The sequence below is a fragment of the Anaeromicrobium sp. genome (assembly GCF_025210435.1).
Classification (GTDB): Bacteria; Bacillota; Clostridia; order Peptostreptococcales; family Thermotaleaceae; genus Anaeromicrobium.
On sequence record NZ_JAOART010000045.1, the window covers coordinates 43,378 to 65,288 of the forward strand.

Here is a 21,911-nt window from a genome sequence, read left to right on the forward strand (position 1 = left end):
TCTTTACTTAGCTTCATCTACCCAAACCTTCATCTTGCCAGCCTTTCGGTTATCCCAAGCATAATATGGAACTGCCATGGCCTTAAATTCATCCTTCTCATAAAGAGAAATCTTTACAATGCCTCCAACTAGCTCTTCATCAAATTCCAATTTAAATTCTTCACTACCACTGATAGTTAGCTTATCATAATCTATCTGATCTACTGATTCAAAACAATAAACTAAGGGTCCCCTCATTAAAGCTACTTTGCCTTTATTGTTTAAAACCCTAGGATGTGGTTTCACTATTTCAGTTTCCATATCCATGTTAAGAATTATCTGTGTGGACTTTTCCCAAATCCTATAAATTTTAATATATCCTTTTTCAACATAATAATCTTTAAAGGGCCTACCATTTATCATGAGTTGAAAATCCTTACACCAACTAGGACATCGTAAATTAATATTAAATTCCTCTTCTATACTTTGTTCAATATTAATAAGAACCCTGCCATCCCAAGGATAGTCTGTACTTTGAGTTATTCTTATATTGTCAGAAGCAAAGTTAAATCTACTATCACTTTTTATAAATAGATTTACATATATATTGTCTTCATCTACCGCATACATATACTGACCAATAGAAGGTACAAATCTTGTAATCTGAGTAGGACAACAGGATACATCAAACCAAGGCTCTCTATGATGGGTTCCATCCGATTCTAATGGATTTACGTAAAAATACACATCTCCCTGTTCTCCCATTCCAGATAAGGCTCCATTATATATGCTTCTCTCCATTATATCAGCATATTTACTCTCACCAAAAATAAGATTCATTCTATGATTCCACATGACCATGCCAACGGATGCACAAGTTTCACAATAGGCTGTATCATTAGGAAGATCATAATCTCTAGTGAAGCCTTCATTCTCCTTTGATGATCCTATTCCACCAGTTAAATACATATTTCTAAGTACAGTGCTATCCCATAGTTTTACAAGTGCATGAAGATAATCATAATTTCCATCAGTAATTAAAAGATCCGCCATTGCACAATACATATACATGGCTCTAACAGCATGACCAGATATATCTGTCATTTCTTTAATAGGTTTTTCATCCTGTGCATATACAGCTCCCCATTTTTCTACACCCCAAAGATTTTCTCCAACTCCATGGCCGTGGCCTCTTTGTTCTAGTAGCCATTTTGAAAATTCTAAGTACTTTCTGTCTTTAGTTTCATCATAAAGCTTAATTAATGCCAGTTCAATTTCTTGGTGTCCTGGAACCCAGTTTCTACCACCTGTTATCATCTCTGTGTAAAATTCATCCACTGCCCTTATAACAGCCTTAAGTAATCTATCCTTACCAGTAGCCTTATAGTATGAAATAGCAGCTTCAATTAAGTGTCCTATACAATAGTCCTCATGACGCTCCATATCTGTCCATTTTTCCTCGTTTTTTACTAGGGTAAAGTAGGTATTTAGATACCCATCCTTCTGCTGGGCATCTACAATTGTATGAATTAGATCATCAGTATACTCCTCTAACTCTCTATCTTCTACCTGAGAAAGTACATAACCTACCCCTTCAATAATCTTATAGACATCTGAATCATTAAAATATACCCCTTCAAATCCACCCTCTATCTTTTTCGCTGCCTTGTGAAAATTACTAATTCTGCCAGTCTCTTCACATCTCTTAAAGCATCCTGGTATTGTTACATCTCTTATAGTCTCTATTCTCTTTTTCCACAATTTATCATTTATCTTAGTACAATTAAAATCAATAGCTTTTAAGTATTTATCTCCTTTATTATCCATATCTATTTCACCTCATTATCCTTTTAATCCGCTCATTGATATTCCCTCTATAAAATGTTTCTGGGCAAAGAGGAAAATAATTAATGAAGGTATTACTATTATACTTGTGGCTGCCATCATATAATTCCATTGGGCTGAATAAGAACCAAGGAATAGGTTTAGTCCTAACATTAGGGTGTAATTTTCCTGTGAAGACAAATAAATCATAGGTGCTAAATAATCGTTCCAGCTCACTAGATAGGTTAACAATCCTACTACAATCAAGGCTTGCTTACTTAAGGGCATAATGATTTGCCAGTAAATTCTAAAATAACTTGCACCGTCTACTCTTGCAGCTTCATCTAACTCCTTGGGAACCCCTAAGAAAAATTGTCTTAATAGGAAGATATTAAAAACTCCCCCTCCAAACCATGCTGGAGCAATAAGAGGTATAAAGCTATCTATCTGCCCCAAAGCATTCCAACCCATAAATTGAGGAATCATGACAACAAAGAATGGTAGCATTAATCCTGATAAGATCAAATAAAAAATTTGATCTCTCCATTTCCATTCTAATCGGGAAAAAGCAAAGGCACACATTGAACTTGTAATAACTGCTCCTAAAACTGTTAATCCTGTTATGATGCAGCTATTCCAAAAGAACTTGTGAAAAGGGTATTGACTTAAGGCCGTAACATAATTACTCAAATGAACCTTTGTAGGTAATATTTTAGGCGGCATTTGAAAAATATCTGCAAGTCCAATTAATGATGACTTAATCATCCAATAAAAGGGAAATAAACTGCAAAATGTGCCAAATATCAATAAAATATACACAAATACTTTTTTTATACTGAATCTACTTTTTATCATTTACTTGTCTCCCCCTCATAATAAACATATCTTCTAGAAATTTTAAATAATATGAATGTTATTCCTAAAATTACAATAAATAGAAGTACAGCTTGAGCACTAGCATTACCAAAATTAGAAAACCTAAAAGCTTCTCTATAAAGATTTAAAACGTATAATAAACTGGCATTGTTGGGGGCTCCCATATTGATGCTTTGCCCCCCACTAGTCATTATATATGGCTGTACAAAGGTCTGAAATGCATTAATAAATGCCATTACTGTATTAAAAAAAATAATGGGAGAGGTCATTGGAATCGTTATATGAATCAGCTTATGCCAAGCATTTCCTCCATCTACTTCAACTGCCTCATATAGCTGAGTTGGTACCTCTTGAAGTCCTGCAAGGAAAATAACAATTGTATTTCCTGATAGCCACAAACTAAATAAAACAAGAGTTGGAATTACAGTCTGTTCAGATGCTAGCCAGGGTGAAGGTGGTAAATGTAGAGTCTTTAAGAAATAATTAACTATCCCAAAATCTGGCTGCAATATCCATAACCAAACCATTGATGAAGCCGCCAGTGGAATAACTACGGGCAAATAGAAAACCCCTCTAAAAAAGCTTCTTCCCTTTATCTTTTGATTTAGTAATAATGCTACAGCATAAGAAAATATAATTCCCAGTGGGACACTTAAAAATACATAATAAAAGGTCGCTTTTATTGATGGATAAAAAAATGGATCTTTCCCAGATAACAAATATTCATAGTTCTTAAATCCAATAAATTCTGGTTTGCTTCCAATAACATATTTACTCATACTCAATAGGACTGTAACTAGAATTGGCCCTAAAACAAAGACTAAAAACCCTAATATTACTGGCATAGCAAAAAACCACCCTGCAAATTCTTGATTTGACGATATTTCACTTAATCTTTTCCTGATTTTTTTTATATTATCAAATATTCTATTCATACTTATTAGCCCCAATCTATTTTTTTAAGAAATAACCATGATTTAACTTAAATATCATGGTTATTTCTTATTGATTATATTAACTTTTACTTATCATATCTTCCTTTGATTTCAGGCTGTATCTTAGTCTCTAATTCTTCCATTGCTTCCTTAGCAGTTTTTTCTCCCATCCATACAGGATCTAAGGCTGCACTAATCATAGCATCAATTTTAGATTGATTTTTAATCGTATATACCATTGCTGGTTTACTATGGTTCATTACCATGTCAAGCATGGCATCTTTAAATCCTTCTGGATGTGCAGGGTTAGGTCCAACCCATTTCTTTAATAATTCTTGATCTGTATAATACTTTTTCATAGTTGGCATCCATAAACCATTTTCATATAAACTTTCTACACCTTCACCGCACATAAATTTAGCCAATTCCCAAGTTTCTTCAAAGTGTTTTGTATCTTTAAAAATGGAGATAGCTCCACTGATTTTCAAAGTACCTGATTCCTTATCCATTTTAGGAAGTACTCCGATTCCATAGTTAACATTATTTGCTCCTAAGTCAAGGTTAATCCATTGTCCGTGCATTGACATGGCAGCAAGCTTAGATTCTATAGCTGCAGCTTGACCTGGTATAGCCCTTGCTTGAATTGGAGATGGAGCAACATGGTGTACATTTATTAAATCTGATAATCTTTGTATTGCTTCATATGCTTCTGGCTTTGAATATCCAAAGGTTTTCCCATCTTCTAAAACAAAATCTCCACCGTTGTTTATAACATGAACAGACACTGGCCCAAACCAATTTTCAAAGGAAATACCATATTGTTTAATATTATTTGGATCAAATTTTGGACTATTTGCATTATTGCCATTTGTATCAATTGTAAGGTTTTTAGCAACGTTTACAAACTCATCCCAAGTCCATGAATTTTCAAACTTACTTGGAGGATAATCAAGACCCGCTTCATTAAAGGCGTCCTTATTATAGAACAATCCAAAGCATTCTACTGCTCCACTAATTGCCCAAGCATTATCCCGATTCAGTCTAAACCATATATCATCTACAAAATCTTCTTTACTTATTTCAGGATCTTTTTCCATAAGCTCAAACCAGTTATAAAACTTACCTTCTTTAGCAAATTGCTCTCCTTGCTGACCATGTATGTATGCATAGTCTGGTGCTTGACCACTTGCCACCATAGCCGCTATTTTTGCATCATAATCTGACTCTGGTATATGGATTGCTTTAACGGTTACATTTGGAAATTTATCGGAAAATTTCTTAGCAGCTTCTTCTACTGCTTTCTTTTCCTGGGGACTTCCCCAGAAAGTCATAGTCAAGGTAACTGGTTCTTTCTCACTTACAGTAGGTTCTTCAGTTTTTTGGGATGTAGCATTCTCCTTTTCACATCCACTCATAAACATTGTTCCCACTAATATGAGTATAATTACAAATACCATTGATTTTGAAAACCTTTTCATTGAAATTCCTCCTCACCATTATCTATTTATTTTATTTCTTACTTACACTTTAATTTTATAATTTAGTGAATCATTTTAAAATTCCATTCTTTTTAGATTAGTGGATTATTTTTGTATATTAGGAATTTTTATTTCTATGCGGGTACCCTTTGGTTGTAAATTGTGGACAGTAACACTTGAATCGGCTCCAAATATCAAATTTATTCTTTTTTGAATATTATTAATACCAATATGATCTTTTGAGTCATCTAGCATAATACTTCTTTTATCATCATTGAAGCCACACCCATTGTCTTCAACAAAAAAGAAGATGTTGCCTTCATCTGTAATTCCATAGATCTTGATCATACCACCATCAATCATTTTATTAAATCCATGTATTATTGCATTCTCTACAAAGGGCTGCAAAAACATCTGTGGTACCCTGCAGTTTAAAATTTCATTGGAAAATTTATAAACTACATCAAATTTGTCTTCATACCTAACTTTCATTATATATATGTAGCTTTTAAGCCACTCTAAATCCGATTCAAAATCAATCAATTCTCCTTTAGTTTTAATGGCATACTGGAACATATTGGATAAATTCACAATCATCTTGCTAATCTCACTTTCATTATGTTCAATAGCCATCCAATTAATGACATTTAAGGTGTTAGATAAAAAATGTGGATTCAGCTGATGTTTCAAAGAAATAATCTGGGCTTCCTTTTCTCGAAGTCTCGAAGCATAATTTTCTTCTATAAGTGTATGGATTTTTGCATTCATATCATTAAAGTTATGAATTAGCTCCCCAAATTCATCCTCCCTTTCTACATGAAGCTTAACATTAAGCTCTCCCCTCCCCATCCTTCTAATACCGTCCAATAATGTTTTTACTGGCTTTACAATGATTTTTGATATAAAAAACGCAATAATGATGGACAAGATAGCCATAACAATAGCTTCAAGTACTATCATATAACGGCTCACATTTGGCAGTTCCATTAGTATTTCATTAGCTGGAACTAATATAATAGAATACCAACCACTAGCATGGATCATATCATAACATATGAGATATCTTTCATTATCTATATAAATAAATTTCACTCCGCTTTTATCCCTTTTAACATCCTTAAACCAACTAGGGTTTATTACTTTTCCAACCAATTGTGAATCTGTCTGACTAATAATATGACCATTTTCATCCATGACATAATATTCATAGCCTGGTGTTTTTATTAGCCCATTAAACTTTTCATCTATAAGGTCTACCTTCATATTTACAACTAATACAGGTCTCTCAATTGATGGGTCTAAGGATGTCATCACCATGGAACCTTGATTATAAAAATTATCCCTTGTGATTTTTGTCAAGTTCAGCTTCTTAACTGCCGCAAATAGATTAGGATAATATAACCCTAATGAACTTAATTCATTTAATTCATACTCATCACTCACATGGTAACTAGGTACCCAATTTGTTCTCCCATGAGCTTCAATGGCACGCTTATATAGTACAGTATCTTTAAAGGCATCCTTTTTTGCTACTGTTATATCATAGGTCCCAAACTGAAACCTATCTGTTACTAAAAATATTGAATAAATACTTTCATACTGTGCTAAGTATTTATTCAATATCCTATTAATTTCTCTATCCACCTTTAAAAGCTTTAGTTTTTCCTCTGGAAGGGGTTTTGCAAAAATATCAAATAGCTCTTCATCTAAGATTAAACTCATTATGCTGTCTTGAATATGGTTAAATTTAATATCGATAATTTCATTGTTTTTTTTTAGAATCTGAAAGATATTCTCTTTAGCACCTTCTTGAATAATTTTAGAACTAGTATTATAATAAACCATCCCAATAACTAGAAGTGGCACTAATATTAATAATGCATAGGATAGTATTAGCTTTTCTCTGAATTTCAGATTTGCCAAATAGTTAAACAATTTTCTAAACATATGATTTTCACCTCTATTTGCCGATTTCGCATTGCCTTCTATATTCATCAGGGGTCATATTCATTTTCTTCTTAAAGATTCTATTGAAATATTTAGCATCTTTATACCCTATCATTTCAGCAATTTCATATATCCTATGATCTGTATTTTTCAAAAGTTCTTTGCTCTTTTCTATTCTTAAACCTATTAAAAATTTGGAAAATGTCGTTCCTGAAAAATTTTTAAACTGACTACTAAAATAACTTGGATTGTAATAAAATTTTTCTGCTATACTTTCTAATGATAGGGGTTCATTATAATGGGTCATTATATAATCTATACATTTATGAAAAAGACTATTTTGAATTTTTTCCTTCTGATTCATCATAATATTAATGATTCTTTCAATAATATCATTTATCTGTACCTTCATCATTTTTAAACTTGCACATTGATTAATTAACACAGCTATTTCAGACTGGACTTCATCAAAAGCTTTTTCATTGATATTATTCCTTAGCTTTCTAATCTGCTCCATTAAAAGATTAATCATTATATCTTTTAGTTTCTGTGGCATAATAAGTCTCTCCCCTAACAAGGTTTTTAAAAACTTATCTATATATTCCATACTCTTTTTACAATCTAGTTGGGTTAAGACCTTTAGGAATTCTTCATTGTATTTTTTATTTAAGTATATTTTTCCTTGATTATATTTAAAGATTGTATCATAATCAATGCTCTTATTAGGCAAATCATAAAAGCTATAGGTTAGAGCTTTTTTAGCCATCTCATATGCCTTTGATGCCTCTGTAGAAATATCATCAACAAGAGTACTGATTGCAACTACAACTTTTTCATTATATATTTTTTCAATAGTCTGTTTTATTTCAATAATTATATAGTAAAAATCATGATTTTTCATAGCTATATTTTCATGGAGATACATAATAACAATTATCCTAAGTTTGTCCTCATTAAGAATAATAGGAATTATACCAAAATCTCTATAGTCTGGTTTATTTATTAACTTTTGGAGATGCTCCCTAGTTGTATTAATATCTTTGCTCATCTTCTCTGAAGGTGTATCTATTTCAAATAAAAACACTTTTCCTTTATTTGAGCATATCTTATTCTTCTTAATTAATTCGTTTATTTCCATTTGCTTCAAATGATTATTCAACCATTTATAAACTTGCAATTCATTATAAAAGGCTTCCTTCTTTTCTAATTGATCTATCATGTTTTGTTTTTCAATAATAGCATTTTGTTCTAATTGTATTTCATATTCTATTTTATTTAATACATGGACGATTTGCGTTTCATTTACTGGTTTCAGAAGATAGTTGGAAACCCCATAGGCAATAGCTTTTTGAGCATATTCAAATTCACCATAGGCACTTAAAATTATAACCTTTATCTTTCCATGGCTCTCATAAATTTCTTTAGATAATTCAATTCCATTTAATATAGGCATCATAATATCGGATATGACTATATCTATTTTATCTTTATGAATTATCTCAAGGGCAGCTTTTCCATTGGATGCAGTCATTATATTATAATGGGGCCTTAATTTAACTATCATGTTTTTTAATCCCCTTAAATGTCTTGATTCATCATCAACCAGTAATATATTAAGCATTTAACCATCTCCCTCATTTCTTATAATATGTAGAAATTATAAATTTTTCTAATATTCATAGCTTTAAAGATTTTATTTCATCCTTGTACAAACCCTTCTCATAGTAATCCATATTCTAATTCTATTATAGTGCTAATAAGATTAATTGAACATACACTAAATAATAAGGTTATATAGATCATATATGTCCTCATAAACATAAAAATAAGGCTACTTTTATAGTAGCCTTATCCCTTTATCTTGTTTAGTAAAAAATCTTCAATTTCAGCCATTGCTTCTTTTTCATCTACACCGGTCACTTTAACAGTTATAGTTTCACCATTTGATACGCCTAGAGCCATGATACCCATTATACTCTTTCCATTAATTATTTTGTTTTCTTTACCTACAATTATGTCTGATGAAAACTTATTTGTCAATTGAACAAATAATGCTGCTGGTCTAGCATGTAATCCAAGCTTACTCTCTACTTTAAAGTCCTTTTGTATCATTTTGCTCCCCCTTTCCCATTTCTAATTCTCTCTGCTATTTTTTCTATCTTTCGTAATCTGTGATTGACTCCCGATTTTCCCACGGGAGGATCTAACATTTGACCAAGTTCCTTTAAACTTGCTTCTCTATAATTCAATCTAACTTCAGCAATTTCCCTTAGATTATCAGGCAATATTTTAAAACCTTCAGTTTTTTGTATATATTCAATATTATTTATTTGACGAATGGACGCATTAACTATTTTATTCAAATTGGCCGTTTCACAATTTACTATTCTATTTACGTTGTTTCTCATTTCCTTTACGATTCTTATATTTTCTAATTTTAGTAAGGCAGCATGGGCCCCCATTATATTTAGTAGATCTACTATACAGTCTCCCTCTTTTACATATACTATATGACTGTTTTTTCTAATGATAGTCTTAGCACTTAAATCATATTGCCATAAAAGTTCCTTTAAATCTTCACTATGTTTTTCACTATTATTTACAAATTCTAAATGATATGTTTTTTCTGGGTCACTTACAGAACCAGCTCCTAAGAATGCTCCCCTCACATAGGATCGTTTACAACAATCCTTCCCGATTAAATTTTGAGGAATAGAATAATCTAAGGAAAACGTATTCTCTTTGCAACGGAGTATTCCCACATCTGTTAAAATTTCATTAGCTCCTGCTTCACTACTAATAATGATAACATAATGATTATTCTTTTTCAGTAGCTTATTTTTTCTCACCCTCAGTTCCGTATGTATGCCAAAACATTTTTTAATAAGGGTAAATATCTTTCTGGCTATGGCAGCATTTTCAGTTACTATTTTAATATTTACCTTTTGAAATCCAGCTAATTGAATAGTTCCACTCATTCTTATCAATGCAGATAATTCTCCTAATTGACAACATTTATTCTCTGGCATTTCTCTAGACAATTCATTTTTAGTTCTCATGGAAAATGACATTATTAACACCTGCTTTATTCCTGTTAGAAACAAATAATCCGACTCTACACCATTATAGCATAAAAGTCAATTTTTTTCTGTTGAAAATTGTTCCTCTCAATCTATTTTTTTATTGTAATATATAATTTCTTATTATTAATACTATATTTAAAAGGAGGTTTTATTATGCATCCACATAACATGGTAGTAGAATGCCACGTTTCTAATTGTAAACACAATTATGATAATTATTGTCAAGCAGAAAAAATAGAAGTTATTACCCAAACTGGTAGAATAACTAATTGTAGTGATGATACCTATTGTTCATCATTTATTCCAAAGAATTCATAAGATTAATTGAAGAATTAAGGGGTAGATTTTATAATTTCCCCCTTGATTCTAATATATCTAAAACCTTTTTAACTATAAGTCTTTCATCATCGTACTTGATCATACTTAAAGCCCTATTCATATGAACAAATCTAGCTTCTATAAAACCTTCTTCTTTAAGTGGTGCACAATTCATAGACTTAGTCTTCATCAAATACCAATGAACGGTCTTCTCTACTACTTCATGATTATTCCAACAATTTTTGAAGGAATATTTTATATTATCTATATAATCTATGATCTCACCTTTTACTCTTCCTTCTTCATATACTTCACGTAGGGCTGCTTGCCATTTATTTTCATCCTTTTTTATTTTCCCCTTTGGTAATACCCAATCTCCATTATACTTTTTTAAAAGTAATATGGCATTTCCAAATAGGACTACTCCTCCAGAACTCACTTCCTCTCTCACTATGCACACCTCCTATTAATATTCTTATAGGATGTTGAATAATTAGAGTTTTTTATTAATAGAAAAGTTTTAGACTTATCCAACAACCTGCCTATTATAACTATTTATTCATGTATATAAATCTTGAATAGATTTTATACTTCATTAAATAAATAGATCCTTTAACTTTTCTCACTTTGAAAAATATGGATTAATTTTTCTGAAATCCTATGGGCATCATGTCTTATATAGTTTTTCTTTATATTTACAAACTTCCCTTCTATTACCTTTATATTATGATCTTTTAATCTTTCTTTTTCACCTACTTCTAATAATAAGGGCTTAGCCCCATCCTTATGATATTTTTCTAGAACTTCTGTAGGTATATTTTCATCATTTGCAAATACATAATCTATATCTATACCCTTTAAGTACTTATTTATCTCATTCACATGATCCTCCACCGTATATCCACCCGTTTCTCCTGGTTGAGTCATGACATTACTGATGTATACAATACTAGCACTAGATCTTTTCATAGCTTTTATCATATCTTTCACTAAAAGATTTGGAATTATACTAGTATAGAGACTTCCTGGTCCTAAAAGGATAATATCCGCATCATAAATTGACAAAATACATTCTTCTGCTGCTTTTGCGTTACTAGGTTTCATAAAAACTTCATCTATTCGAGATTCTAACTCCTTTACCTTAACTGGTATTTGTGATTCACCCTTTATAACACTTCCGTTTTTTAGTTTTGCAAATAAAGTAACATCTTCTAGGGTAACGGGAAGTACTTGCCCTGTTACTGCAAATACCTTATTTATCTTTTTTATGGCCTCTTCAAAATTTTCTGATATGCCATTCATGGCAGCTATTAGTAAATTACCAAAGGACTGACCCTTTAACATGCCTTCTGTAAATCTATATTGTAATAGTTTTTCCATAGTAGGTTCCGTATCTGCTAAGGCTAATATACAGTTTCTTATATCTCCAGGTGGTAACATGCCCAAGTCTTCTCTCAATATACCTGAGCCTCCACCATCATCAGCCACAGTCACTATGGCCGTAATATTTGAAGTAAAATTCTTAAGACCACGAAGAAGTACAGAAAGACCCGTTCCTCCTCCAATAACTACTATTTTAGGAGCTTTTCCTAGATCCTTCTTGTTTTTTTTACTCTTTCTTATAATTTTTCTAATATATCTAATATAACCTACTCCTAAAGATATGCCTAGGAATATTCCAATTGCTAAAGTAAGACCTAAAACCATAATTAATCTGAACTTATTCCCTATTCCAAACATGTATTTTCTCCCTTATAATGGTTTTATATCCCTATGATTTATAATAGTTCTATGACCCTTTTCCTTTAATGTCTCATAAAGTATATTAGCTACTGTTACAGATCTATGTTTTCCACCTGTACAGCCTATGGCTATTACTAGTTGATTTTTTCCTTCTTTTACATAATATGGAATCAAGAAATCTATCATATCATTTAATTTATTTACAAACTCAATACTCTCAGGCCATTTCATCACATATTCCCTAATGGATTTGTCATTTCCTGTAAACTCCCTTAATTCATCTATATAATGGGGGTTTGGTAAAAATCTCACATCAAATACCAAGTCTGCATCTAATAGTATTCCCTTTTTAAATCCAAAGGATTGAATAGATATGGTTATATTCTTACTTTCAATTCCCTTTACAAATATATCTTTAATCTCGTTTTTCAATTGTCCAGTAGTCAAATTAGATGTATTAATTATGTAGTTTGCCATTTCCTTTAAATAGGCTATTTTCTCCCTTTCTAGCTCAATTCCCTCTGTAATTGATCCTGTAGGGTTTAAAGGGTGGGTTCTTCTAGTTTCTTTAAATCTTTTAATCAACACTTCATTTGATGCGTCTAAAAATAGTATTTCACACTCATATCCTTCATTTTTTAAATGTTCTATACTCTTTTTTAAATCATTAAAAAACATTCCTCCCCTAATGTCTATAACTAATGCAATTTTTTCTACTTCTCCTTGAGCATGAAAGCAAAGATCTGCAAATTTAGGAATTAAAGCAGACGGAAGATTATCTACACAATAAAATCCTAAATCCTCCATACACTTCATAGCTTGACTCTTTCCGGCACCTGATAGGCCTGTAATAATAACAAATTTCATACTTATCTCCTCCTATCCATTACTCCATATTAACAATTCTGTCTATGGGAAGTTTTGCTTCTATAGCCCTTTTAATTCCACGTTCCACTACTCCCACATGTTCTGGTCTATGGGCATCACTATTTATGACAAACATGGCTCCTTCTTCCATTGCAATCTTTATATCTTCTACTCTCAAATAGGAATGACTACTATTTATTTCAAGTAAGGTATTAGTCTCAGCTGCTGCCTTTGCCACTTCCTTCATATATACACACCCCTTATCCCCTGGATGGGTAAGTATGTCTATATTATAATTATACATGGCTTTTATAACCGTGTCTGTATTTATAATTTTATTTTTCTTATCCATATGAGTTAGATATTTACCTAAAAAATTCCTCCCATGAATTATACTATCATGGATAAACTTATTAGATAGGGCACCAAAGTGATACCCTGCTAAGACTATATCTATATTATCTAATATTTCTCTTTCCACATCTAATCGTCCATCAAAACCTAATATATTACATTCTATTCCAAATTTTACTTTTATCTTATCTTGTTTTTCATTTATATTTCTAATCTTTTCCTTCATTTCAGCTATACGACTTTTTTTTATTCCATATAGAAAATGACCATATCCATGATCTGTTATGGCAATTTCTTTAAGGCCTCTTCCTATGGCCACATTAACATTGTCCTCTATAGTTCCCTTTCCATGACTATATATGGTATGTGTATGATAATCACCTATAAGTTTCATATATATTCCTCTTTTCCTAGGTATTTTGAAGGGACAGTCAAAAACTGTCCCTGCCTTAGGCATATTCAAAAAATAAATTAATCATTTTACTGGTTATTTGAATTATTTTCTTCATTATGGAATCGCTTACATATGTTTAATATGCTCGCTCACCATGCCTTGAAAACAATCCAAATTCCTCAGAAAATTGACTAGTTTATTTTTTTCATATGCCTTACTCTATTTCACCAATGATTTTCACTTCTGGATTTAAGCATACTCCAAATTTATCTTTTACAGTTTTTTGAACTAATCTTATTAAGTCTAATACATCCTTAGCAGTGGCATTATCCACATTAACAATAAACCCACTATGCAATTCTGACACTTGGGCTCCCCCTACTTTTACACCTTTTAATCCTGCGTCTTGGATTAGCTTACCAGCAAAATGATCAGGTGGTCTTTTAAAAGTACTTCCTGCACTAGGTAGACTTAAGGGTTGCTTTGTAGTTCTTTTTTTAGTCAATTCTTTTATTATATTTTTTATTTCTTCATAATTACCCTTTTCTAACTTTATATCCACCTCTAAGACTATATAACCTTCCCTTTGTACATTACTGTTTCTATATTCAAATCCTAGTTCCTCATTATTTAAATAAACCACATTGCCAAACTTATCTATAACAGAAGCCCCTGTTACCACGTCCTTCATTTCACCACCATAGGCCCCTGCATTCATAGTAACTGCACCACCTAATGTTCCTGGTATGCCGCTGGCAAATTCAAAGGTTTTAAGGGAATTTTTAAGGGCCAAATTGGCAAGGTTAGATAAAAGTACTCCCGCCTGGGCAGTTATCTTTTCATCTTCCACATCTACCTTATTAAAATTACCTCCAATTTTTATGATAGCACCTCTTATGCCCTTATCTGCTACTAATAAATTACTACCATTTCCTATAATATAGTATTTCACTTCCTCTTCATTAAAAACTTTTAGAGCATGTTTTACTTCTCCTACAGATTTGGGTAAAATCATAAGATCTACAGGCCCACCTATTTTAAATGAAGTATGTTTTGACATAATTTCATTTTCTCTTATATTGTCCTTATCTATTCCTTCTATTAATCTATCATATATTCCTTTTATATGCACTAAATCTCAACTCCTAAACCTTCACTATTCTAAATAAAGTATAACATTAAAAGGTATTAAATGAAAATCATTCTTTCTTAATGGTTTTATAAGTATTTATTTTATTTTTAGCATGATCTAATCCTTTTTTTATGTTCTTATTCTTAATAAGCATCTGCCTTAATTGACTATAAAAATACTCTTGAGTCATATTCCAATTTGGATTAGATATATTTTTAGTATATTTCAAATTTTTTTCTACAAAATCCATTTTATCATTTCCCATATATATTTCCTCTATATTTTTCTTCACTGGAAATACTCCCACTTCATTTAAGGCCCTTTGGTATTCATCCCTAGATAAAAATTTTAAAAATTTCACACACATCTTCAATTTTTCCTCATCCTCTTGCTTAAAAATCCCATAGGCTGAAGTTACCTTAGCTGCTGATATGGGATTTTGCCTCTTACCTATAGGATAATTTCCAACTTGAAATTCAAATCCTTCTCCCGATTCATAGGCTTTATTTAAAGTATTTATGGCCCAGGTTCCAGCAGGATATACTCCAATTTTTTTGTCCTTATAAAAACTTTTCCAAGCTTGTATTTCTGAACTTTCCCCAAAATCACCTGGTACTACCTTGTGTTTATTTTTTAGATCTACTATTTTTTTTACCCCACTTATGGCTTTACTATCATTAAATACATATTCTCCCTTACTATTAAAAACTTCTCCTCCATCTGATAAAAGTATTCCCCAAAGACTATAATCATTTACACCCATATAAGCATTAAACCCATAATAATCCATTTTCCCATCACCATCTTCATCCACTGTGAGTTTTTTAAGAGTTTCTATAAATTCATCATAGGTCCAATTTCCTTCCTTAGGAATTTCAATTCCCCGTTCATTAAACATTTCCACATTCAACAAAAGATTATAAGTACTCATAGTATAAGGAAATCCCCAAATTTTCCCCTTATATTTTACTGCCCTTAGGGCATCTGTTTTATACATTCCGATCTCATCTTTGGTCATAAATTCATCTATATTTTGGAGTAACCCCTTAGATATGATTCTCACATCTGTAGCCACAGGCCCTATATCTGGATAAGTTTTCGTATCAACAGCCGTATCTAACAACATATGGCCCGTCTTTCTTGATAAGGGTTTAAATTCTATATATACGCCAGGATTTTCTTTCTCAAATCTCTTTATCTTATTCAATATCCAACCATAGTTACTTCCCGTTTGAATATTAGTTTTAGGATAATCCCAAAAGCTTATTACTCCTTTAAATAAATACTCTTCCTTCTTTATAGTATTATTTTTTATTTCTTCTTTCACATATATAAAATAAAAGGGGCCAATTATTATGAATAATATAAGTATGAAAATTAAAAGGGATACAAAATTGCTCCTACCTTTACTACTCACGCCTACCACCTCCTACTTATATCTATTAAAAAGTTCTTATGCATATTCTCTTAATTTCTAAGTTAGTATATTTATAAAAAAACTATTGCAAACATATGCCTGTATAGATTTCTGGTGTATAAACTTGCTTTATGCGGGCCTATTTCAGGAAAATATATTGAAAATCTTTTCCACCCAAGTCCTTGTCACAAGCGAAAGTTTGAATCTTCGTATATAGGTTCATGTGTCATGTTGGAGTAGCATAGGATGTTGTGACGTTCCAGGGTTCCAAAGATTTTCAATATATTTTCCCTTATAGGCAAGTTATTGTATAGAGAAAGCTTAGTGTTACGAAATCTATAGAGATAGGTCTGAGTTGAGGAAGCTATATACCTGGGAATTGAGAATGGACAAAAATAACAAGGAAAAAAATATATAATATAGTTTAAAAATCCCCCAACTTGCTAATACTGAAAATAAGAAAAAATATTAGTAATGGGGGAATTATTATTATGAATAAAAAATTTATGGGTATCATTTTATTTTGTGGAATAATATTATTTACTACGTTCATGTCTCTAGGTAAAGTTTACGAAAATCAAAGGGCTTATAAAAATGAATTAATAAGATTTCATGTTATAGCCAATAGTGATTCACCAAAGGATCAAGCTTTAAAATTAAAAGTAAGGGATGAAGTTATAAAAAAATTAAATCCTAAATTTGAAAAATCAAAGAGTCTAGATGAAAGCAGAGATATAATAAAGAAAAATATAGATATTATAGAAGAAGTAGCAGGAGAGGTAATCGCATCAAATGGATATAATTATGAGGTTAAGGCTAGTTTAGGAGAAGTTAATTTTCCAACTAAAAACTATGGAAGCATTACCCTACCAGCTGGAGAGTATGAAGCCCTAAGAGTAGTTATAGGAGATGGAGATGGGGCCAATTGGTGGTGTGTATTGTTCCCGCCCCTATGTTTCATAGATATGGAAAATGGACTTACAGATGAAAGAACTAAAGAAGAAATGAAAAGTGTTTTAACTAAGGAAGAGTTTAATATGATATACACTAAGAAAAATCAGGAACTTCCCCTTAAATTAAAATTTAAGATAGTGGAAGTAATAGAGAGTGCTAAGGAAAAAATAAATAATAAATTAGTAATGAAGTAAAGTCAATCATATGGATTGGCTTTTTTCTTTTAATAAAAAAATCATATATAGATTTCTTGATTTTAAACTTGCTTTATGTGGGCCTATTTCAGAAAAATATATTGAAAATTTTTTCCACCCAAGTTCTTGTCACAAGCGAAAGTATGAATCTTCGTAGATAGGTTCACGTCTCATGTTGGAGCAGCATAGGATGCTGTGACGTTCCTCAATTCCAAAAATTTTCAATATATTTTCCTTTATAGGCAAGTTACTATATAAAGAAATTTTAGTGTTACGAAATCTATAGTGAATAATTAAATACAACCTGTTTAAAACTAATAATGTGAATATGTAGAAAGGGAGAGTTTTGTATGAATAAAAAATATGGCAGAATTCTATTATTAATTATAGTTATGGGAATTATAATAGGCATACTGAATATGACCATGGCAGAGACCTTATATTGGGGGGCCAGGGGGGAAACGGTAAGGAGTTTGCAGGATAAATTAAAAAGATGGGGTTATTTAGAGGGAAATGTGGATGGTGTATATGGAGCTCAAACCTATCGTGCTGTTGTAAAATTTCAAAAGAAACATGGACTAGTGGCCGATGGAGTGGTGGGAAGTAAGACTGCACAAAAGTTAGGATTAACTTTAAAAAGTAGCAAAACCACACCTAAGGGGGGAGCTAAAACCACAAGTAGTCAGAAAAATAGTAAGAGTATGGGATATAGGGATAATGAAGTACAACTTTTAGCTAAAGCAATAAATGGAGAAGCCAGGGGAGAACCTTATACGGGGCAGGTTGCCGTGGGGGCAGTTATTTTAAATAGGGTAAAGCATGCTTCTTTCCCAAATACCATAGCAGGGGTAATATATCAACCAGGAGCTTTTGAAGCCGTTGCTAATGGACAAGTAAATGCCAAATTAGTAGAAAGTTCTGTGAAGGCAGCAAGGGATGCATTAAATGGTTGGGACCCTACAGGTGGTTGCAGATATTATTGGAACCCAGCTACGGCAACTAGCAAATGGATATGGAGTAGGAAGGTGGAAAAGAAAATAGGAAAGCACTGGTTTGGAAATTAAGGAGAGGATAAGGATGAATAAAAAAAACATATTACCCATAGTTTTAGGACTAGCATTAATAATAACTGCCTATTGGGGGTATGATCAGTATAGGGAAAAAAGGAGGTATCATACCCATCTAGTAAATGACTTTCAAAGAAGGTATTATGACTTATTAGGTAGTGTTCAAACTATAAATACAGATTTATCAAAGCTGTTGGTTTCAACTGGATCTAAGGAAAATATGATCCTTTATTCTAACATATGGAGAAATGCTTATAATGCACAGGAGGAAATTTCACAATTTCCAATAAAGCATGGAGAATTACAAAAGACAGAAAAGTTTTTAAGTCAATTAGGGGATTATACCTTTGCCATGGCACAAAAGAGTATAGACGATGAGGATTTAAGTAAAAAGGATAGGGAAAATCTAGAAAAACTTCGTGGGTATGCATCCACTTTGTCAGTTAGTTTAAATGAATTAAGGGATCAAACATTTTCTGGAAAAGTAATTAAGTTACGATTAAAGGATAAACCTATAGAAAAAAAGGAAAACCCCATGCAAAATAAGTTTATCCAATTTGAAGAAAGAATGGTAGAATATCCAGAATTAATTTATGATGGACCCTTCTCAGATCACGTGGCTGCTGGAATTAGTCCTAGATTAGAAGGAAAAAAAATATCCTTTGAAGATGCTAAGGAAGTGGCAAAAAAATATTTTGGAAATGTGAATATAAAAGGAGACTCAAAGGAACCTGGTGGAAAATTAAATACCTATAGTATCACAGCGTATAAAAATGAAAAAAATCCTATTTACATAGATATTACACAAACTAAAGGATACTTTTCCACCATACTAAATAATAGAACCGTAGGAAAACCCACCTTATCGAAAAAACAGGGTATAAAAAAGGCAAATGAGTTCTTAGAAAAAATAGGATTTAAAAATATGATTTCCACATATACTTTAACTTATAATAATGCCCTTTTAATAAACTATGTTTATAAAGAGGGGGATGTGGTCATGTACCCTGATTTAGTAAAGGTAAAGGTGGCCTTAGATAATGGAGAAGTGGTTGGGTTAGATGCTACAAAACATTTGACATCTAATTATAAAAGGCAATTAAAAGCACCAATTATAAGCCTTCAAGAGGCAAAGGAAAGGATGGGAAATAGGGGAGAATTAGAAGGGGAAGGAAGGCTATGTGTAATTCCTACTAAAAGTTTAAAGGAAATCTTTTGTTATGAATTTAAGGTTACATATAAGGATGAAACATTTTTAATATATATAAATGCCCATACGGGAAGAGAAGAGAGAATATTAAAATTGATTAAACAAGAGAATGGAACTTTAACAATGTAGTATATTTAATGACATGGAAATTTCCATGTCATTATTTTTCATTTATAGATTTATCAACACTAAGCTTTATTTATACAGTAACTTGCCTACGAAGGTAAATATATTTGAATTTTTAGGAATCCGGAGCGTCACTATATCTTAAGCATAGTAAACATGATACGTGAACCTAGTTTTAAAATTTACATTTTAGCATGTGACAGGCGACTTGGATGGATAAAAATTCAAATATATTTTCCTGAAGTAGGCTCATATAAAGCAAGTTTATAAATAAGAAATCTATAATATATGATAAAATTAGAAGAAGACTTATTAGATTATTGATTAATAAAATACTTAAGTATAGAATATTATTAAATTAAATACAGGTTTGTAGATATACAAACTATTTTGGGAGGCAAATCATGAGTAAAATTAAATTAGGTGTAATATTTGGGGGAGAGTCTGGAGAGCATGAGGTATCCTTAATGTCAGCCACTTCAGTTATAAATGCTATAGATAAAGAAAAGTATGAAGTAATTTCTATTGGAATAACTAAAAAGGGAAAATGGATGATATATGATGGTCCTGTGGACAAAATAGAAACGGGAGAATGGGAAAATATAGCTATAGATAGGATAAAATCAGATGGGGAGAAATATGCTTTTAGCATAATTCCAGTGGGAGGAAATAATACTAAAAAATTAAAAGACCTAGTAGATGTGATTTTTCCAGTACTACATGGACCCTTTGGAGAAGATGGAACTATACAAGGTCTATTTGAAATGGCAAACATTCCTTATGTGGGGGCAGGGGTATTAGCCTCTTGTGTAGGTATGGACAAAATATATACAAAAAAGGTACTAGAAAGGGATGGATTACCTGTAGGACCATACATGGTAGTAATGAGACGAGAGTTAGAGAACATGGATAATACTGTATTATCTATAGAAAAAGGATTAGACTATCCCATATTTATAAAGCCAGCTAACTTAGGATCTAGTGTGGGAATTACAAAGGCCCATAATAAGGAAGAATTAATTGCTGGATTGAAAGAAGCGGCAAAATATGATAGAAAATTATTATTAGAAAAGCATATAGATGGAAAGGAAATAGAATGTGCCGTATACGGAAATCATAATCCAAAGGCATCTATAGTTGGCCATATAGTTCCATCCCACGAATTTTACGATTATGAAGCTAAATATTTTGACCATGGAAAATCTAAAATGATAATACCAGCACCAATAGAAGAGAAATATAGTGAAAAAATTAGGGAACTGGCAATAGAAGCTTACAAGGCAATTGATGCTAGTGGCATATCAAGGGTAGATTGTTTCTTAAATGAAGAAACGGGAGAAATATATATAAATGAATTAAATACTATGCCTGGATTTACAAAATATAGTATGTATCCACTTTTATGGGAAAATACAGGGGTGAAATATTCTGATTTAATAGATAAACTAATAGACTTTGCATTTAATAGATATAAGGAAAAAAATAGATAATAGATATAGATATATAGAGGAGAGGAAAACAAATGAAGAATGTTATGGTAAGGATAGAAGCAAGTCAACGAGGTGTAGATGGAGAAGAGAATACAATGGAGTTTATAACAGAAGGAAAACAATATATGAGAAATGGAGCCATGTATCTTGTATATAAGGAAAGTGAAATATCAGGCATGGAAGGATCTACTACTACTTTAAAACTAGAAGAAGATCAGGTGAAGATGAAGAGATTTGGAAGTACTTCATCGGATATGATTTTTAAATTAAAAGAAAGATATACTACTAAGTATAATACTCCCTACGGAAATTTTAAAATGGAGATATATACTAAAAAAATAGAGCAAGAAATAGGTGAAGATCAAAAGGCAAAAATATATGTGGAATATATGATGAGTATACAGGGACTTGTGGAAAGCACTAACAAATTAAATATTTCCATAATGTAGTTTATTTTGGTTAGACGTTGTTCGTTAATCGTTAGTGGTTATTTGCAAAAACATTGACCTTAACCATCAACGAC

20 protein-coding genes are annotated in these 21,911 nt (G+C 31.7%); 6 read left to right on the forward strand and 14 right to left on the reverse strand.

Features of this window, described 5'->3' with window-relative positions; genetic code table 11:
- Positions 1–3: 3 nt before the first annotated feature.
- The 8 genes from N4A57_RS05520 to whiA all read right to left on the reverse strand — a co-directional run bounded on the left by N4A57_RS05520 (position 4) and on the right by whiA (position 10,110).
- The gene (locus N4A57_RS05520) at positions 4–1,806 is read right to left on the reverse strand and encodes a glycoside hydrolase family 127 protein (protein ID WP_293656656.1); all 1,803 of its coding nucleotides are present in this window, start codon (positions 1,804–1,806) and stop codon (positions 4–6) included.
- A gap of 15 nt (positions 1,807–1,821) precedes the next feature.
- On the reverse strand, positions 1,822–2,658 hold the full coding sequence (locus N4A57_RS05525) for a carbohydrate ABC transporter permease (protein WP_293656658.1): 837 nt from the start codon (positions 2,656–2,658) through the stop codon (positions 1,822–1,824).
- Positions 2,655–3,614 (reverse strand): carbohydrate ABC transporter permease, encoded by a 960-nt coding sequence (locus N4A57_RS05530; protein ID WP_293656659.1) that lies wholly within the window; start codon positions 3,612–3,614, stop codon positions 2,655–2,657. The genes N4A57_RS05525 and N4A57_RS05530 overlap by 4 nt, the downstream gene beginning before the upstream one ends.
- Before the next feature lie 86 nt (positions 3,615–3,700).
- Entirely contained in the window at positions 3,701–5,092 is a 1,392-nt protein-coding gene (locus N4A57_RS05535) for an ABC transporter substrate-binding protein (protein ID WP_293656661.1), read from the reverse strand.
- A gap of 105 nt (positions 5,093–5,197) precedes the next feature.
- Positions 5,198–7,039, reverse strand: coding sequence for a sensor histidine kinase (locus N4A57_RS05540; protein WP_293656663.1), 1,842 nt, complete (start codon positions 7,037–7,039; stop codon positions 5,198–5,200).
- A 13-nt stretch (positions 7,040–7,052) separates the two neighbouring features.
- Positions 7,053–8,660: a response regulator transcription factor gene (locus tag N4A57_RS05545; RefSeq protein ID WP_293656665.1), complete on the reverse strand. Its 1,608-nt coding sequence runs from the start codon at positions 8,658–8,660 to the stop codon at positions 7,053–7,055.
- Between the two features lie 227 nt (positions 8,661–8,887).
- Positions 8,888–9,151, reverse strand: coding sequence for an HPr family phosphocarrier protein (locus N4A57_RS05550; protein WP_293656667.1), 264 nt, complete (start codon positions 9,149–9,151; stop codon positions 8,888–8,890).
- Positions 9,148–10,110 (reverse strand): DNA-binding protein WhiA, encoded by a 963-nt coding sequence (whiA, locus tag N4A57_RS05555; RefSeq protein WP_293656668.1) that lies wholly within the window; start codon positions 10,108–10,110, stop codon positions 9,148–9,150. The genes N4A57_RS05550 and whiA overlap by 4 nt, the downstream gene beginning before the upstream one ends.
- A 165-nt stretch (positions 10,111–10,275) precedes the next feature.
- Here whiA and N4A57_RS05560 point away from each other — a divergent pair, with 165 nt between their 5' ends.
- Positions 10,276–10,440 (forward strand): DUF1540 domain-containing protein, encoded by a 165-nt coding sequence (locus tag N4A57_RS05560; RefSeq protein ID WP_293656669.1) that lies wholly within the window; start codon positions 10,276–10,278, stop codon positions 10,438–10,440.
- Positions 10,441–10,468: 28 nt separating this feature from the next.
- Here the strand turns inward: N4A57_RS05560 and N4A57_RS05565 are convergent, their stop codons facing one another.
- The 6 genes from N4A57_RS05565 to N4A57_RS05590 form a co-directional block, all read right to left on the reverse strand.
- A complete protein-coding gene (locus N4A57_RS05565; protein ID WP_293656670.1) occupies positions 10,469–10,891 on the reverse strand; it encodes an NUDIX domain-containing protein in 423 nt (140 codons plus the stop codon).
- A 161-nt stretch (positions 10,892–11,052) separates the two neighbouring features.
- Positions 11,053–12,180, reverse strand: coding sequence for a gluconeogenesis factor YvcK family protein (locus tag N4A57_RS05570; protein ID WP_293656672.1), 1,128 nt, complete (start codon positions 12,178–12,180; stop codon positions 11,053–11,055).
- A gap of 12 nt (positions 12,181–12,192) precedes the next feature.
- Positions 12,193–13,050 carry an RNase adapter RapZ gene (gene rapZ / locus N4A57_RS05575; protein ID WP_293656674.1) on the reverse strand — a complete coding sequence of 286 codons (858 nt, stop codon included), beginning with the start codon at positions 13,048–13,050 and terminating at the stop codon, positions 12,193–12,195.
- Positions 13,051–13,069: 19 nt separating this feature from the next.
- On the reverse strand, positions 13,070–13,798 hold the full coding sequence (locus tag N4A57_RS05580; protein ID WP_293656676.1) for a PHP domain-containing protein: 729 nt from the start codon (positions 13,796–13,798) through the stop codon (positions 13,070–13,072).
- A 214-nt stretch (positions 13,799–14,012) separates the two neighbouring features.
- The gene (murB, locus tag N4A57_RS05585) at positions 14,013–14,930 is read right to left on the reverse strand and encodes a UDP-N-acetylmuramate dehydrogenase (protein ID WP_293656677.1); all 918 of its coding nucleotides are present in this window, start codon (positions 14,928–14,930) and stop codon (positions 14,013–14,015) included.
- Between the two features lie 67 nt (positions 14,931–14,997).
- On the reverse strand, positions 14,998–16,347 hold the full coding sequence (locus N4A57_RS05590) for an ABC transporter substrate-binding protein (protein ID WP_293656678.1): 1,350 nt from the start codon (positions 16,345–16,347) through the stop codon (positions 14,998–15,000).
- Between the two features lie 491 nt (positions 16,348–16,838).
- Here N4A57_RS05590 and spoIIR point away from each other — a divergent pair, with 491 nt between their 5' ends.
- The 5 genes from spoIIR (at position 16,839) to N4A57_RS05615 (ending at position 21,837) form a co-directional block, all read left to right on the forward strand.
- A complete protein-coding gene (gene spoIIR, locus N4A57_RS05595; protein ID WP_293656680.1) occupies positions 16,839–17,495 on the forward strand; it encodes a stage II sporulation protein R in 657 nt (218 codons plus the stop codon).
- 350 nt (positions 17,496–17,845) lie between these two features.
- Positions 17,846–18,559, forward strand: a complete 714-nt coding sequence (sleB, locus tag N4A57_RS05600) for a spore cortex-lytic enzyme (RefSeq protein ID WP_330671458.1) — start codon at positions 17,846–17,848, stop codon at positions 18,557–18,559.
- 13 nt (positions 18,560–18,572) lie between these two features.
- Positions 18,573–19,901 carry a germination protein YpeB gene (gene ypeB, locus N4A57_RS05605; RefSeq protein WP_293656681.1) on the forward strand — a complete coding sequence of 443 codons (1,329 nt, stop codon included), beginning with the start codon at positions 18,573–18,575 and terminating at the stop codon, positions 19,899–19,901.
- A 401-nt stretch (positions 19,902–20,302) separates the two neighbouring features.
- Positions 20,303–21,388: a D-alanine--D-alanine ligase family protein gene (locus N4A57_RS05610; RefSeq protein WP_293656683.1), complete on the forward strand. Its 1,086-nt coding sequence runs from the start codon at positions 20,303–20,305 to the stop codon at positions 21,386–21,388.
- Positions 21,389–21,420: 32 nt separating this feature from the next.
- Positions 21,421–21,837 (forward strand): DUF1934 domain-containing protein, encoded by a 417-nt coding sequence (locus N4A57_RS05615; protein WP_293656684.1) that lies wholly within the window; start codon positions 21,421–21,423, stop codon positions 21,835–21,837.
- Positions 21,838–21,911: the final 74 nt, after the last annotated feature.

Coding starts and splice junctions, on each gene's coding strand:
- N4A57_RS05550 (WP_293656667.1), bottom strand. CDS start 9,151: ATGATACAAAAGGACTTTAAAGTAGAGAGTAAGCTTGGATTACATGCT.
- N4A57_RS05525 (WP_293656658.1), bottom strand. CDS start 2,658: ATGATAAAAAGTAGATTCAGTATAAAAAAAGTATTTGTGTATATTTTA.
- ypeB (WP_293656681.1), top strand. CDS start 18,573: ATGAATAAAAAAAACATATTACCCATAGTTTTAGGACTAGCATTAATA.
- whiA (WP_293656668.1), bottom strand. CDS start 10,110: ATGTCATTTTCCATGAGAACTAAAAATGAATTGTCTAGAGAAATGCCA.
- spoIIR (WP_293656680.1), top strand. CDS start 16,839: ATGAATAAAAAATTTATGGGTATCATTTTATTTTGTGGAATAATATTA.
- N4A57_RS05535 (WP_293656661.1), bottom strand. CDS start 5,092: ATGAAAAGGTTTTCAAAATCAATGGTATTTGTAATTATACTCATATTA.
- N4A57_RS05530 (WP_293656659.1), bottom strand. CDS start 3,614: ATGAATAGAATATTTGATAATATAAAAAAAATCAGGAAAAGATTAAGT.
- N4A57_RS05615 (WP_293656684.1), top strand. CDS start 21,421: ATGAAGAATGTTATGGTAAGGATAGAAGCAAGTCAACGAGGTGTAGAT.
- sleB (WP_330671458.1), top strand. CDS start 17,846: ATGAATAAAAAATATGGCAGAATTCTATTATTAATTATAGTTATGGGA.
- N4A57_RS05570 (WP_293656672.1), bottom strand. CDS start 12,180: ATGTTTGGAATAGGGAATAAGTTCAGATTAATTATGGTTTTAGGTCTT.
- N4A57_RS05560 (WP_293656669.1), top strand. CDS start 10,276: ATGCATCCACATAACATGGTAGTAGAATGCCACGTTTCTAATTGTAAA.
- N4A57_RS05545 (WP_293656665.1), bottom strand. CDS start 8,660: ATGCTTAATATATTACTGGTTGATGATGAATCAAGACATTTAAGGGGA.
- rapZ (WP_293656674.1), bottom strand. CDS start 13,050: ATGAAATTTGTTATTATTACAGGCCTATCAGGTGCCGGAAAGAGTCAA.
- N4A57_RS05580 (WP_293656676.1), bottom strand. CDS start 13,798: ATGAAACTTATAGGTGATTATCATACACATACCATATATAGTCATGGA.
- N4A57_RS05610 (WP_293656683.1), top strand. CDS start 20,303: ATGAGTAAAATTAAATTAGGTGTAATATTTGGGGGAGAGTCTGGAGAG.
- N4A57_RS05540 (WP_293656663.1), bottom strand. CDS start 7,039: ATGTTTAGAAAATTGTTTAACTATTTGGCAAATCTGAAATTCAGAGAA.
- N4A57_RS05520 (WP_293656656.1), bottom strand. CDS start 1,806: ATGGATAATAAAGGAGATAAATACTTAAAAGCTATTGATTTTAATTGT.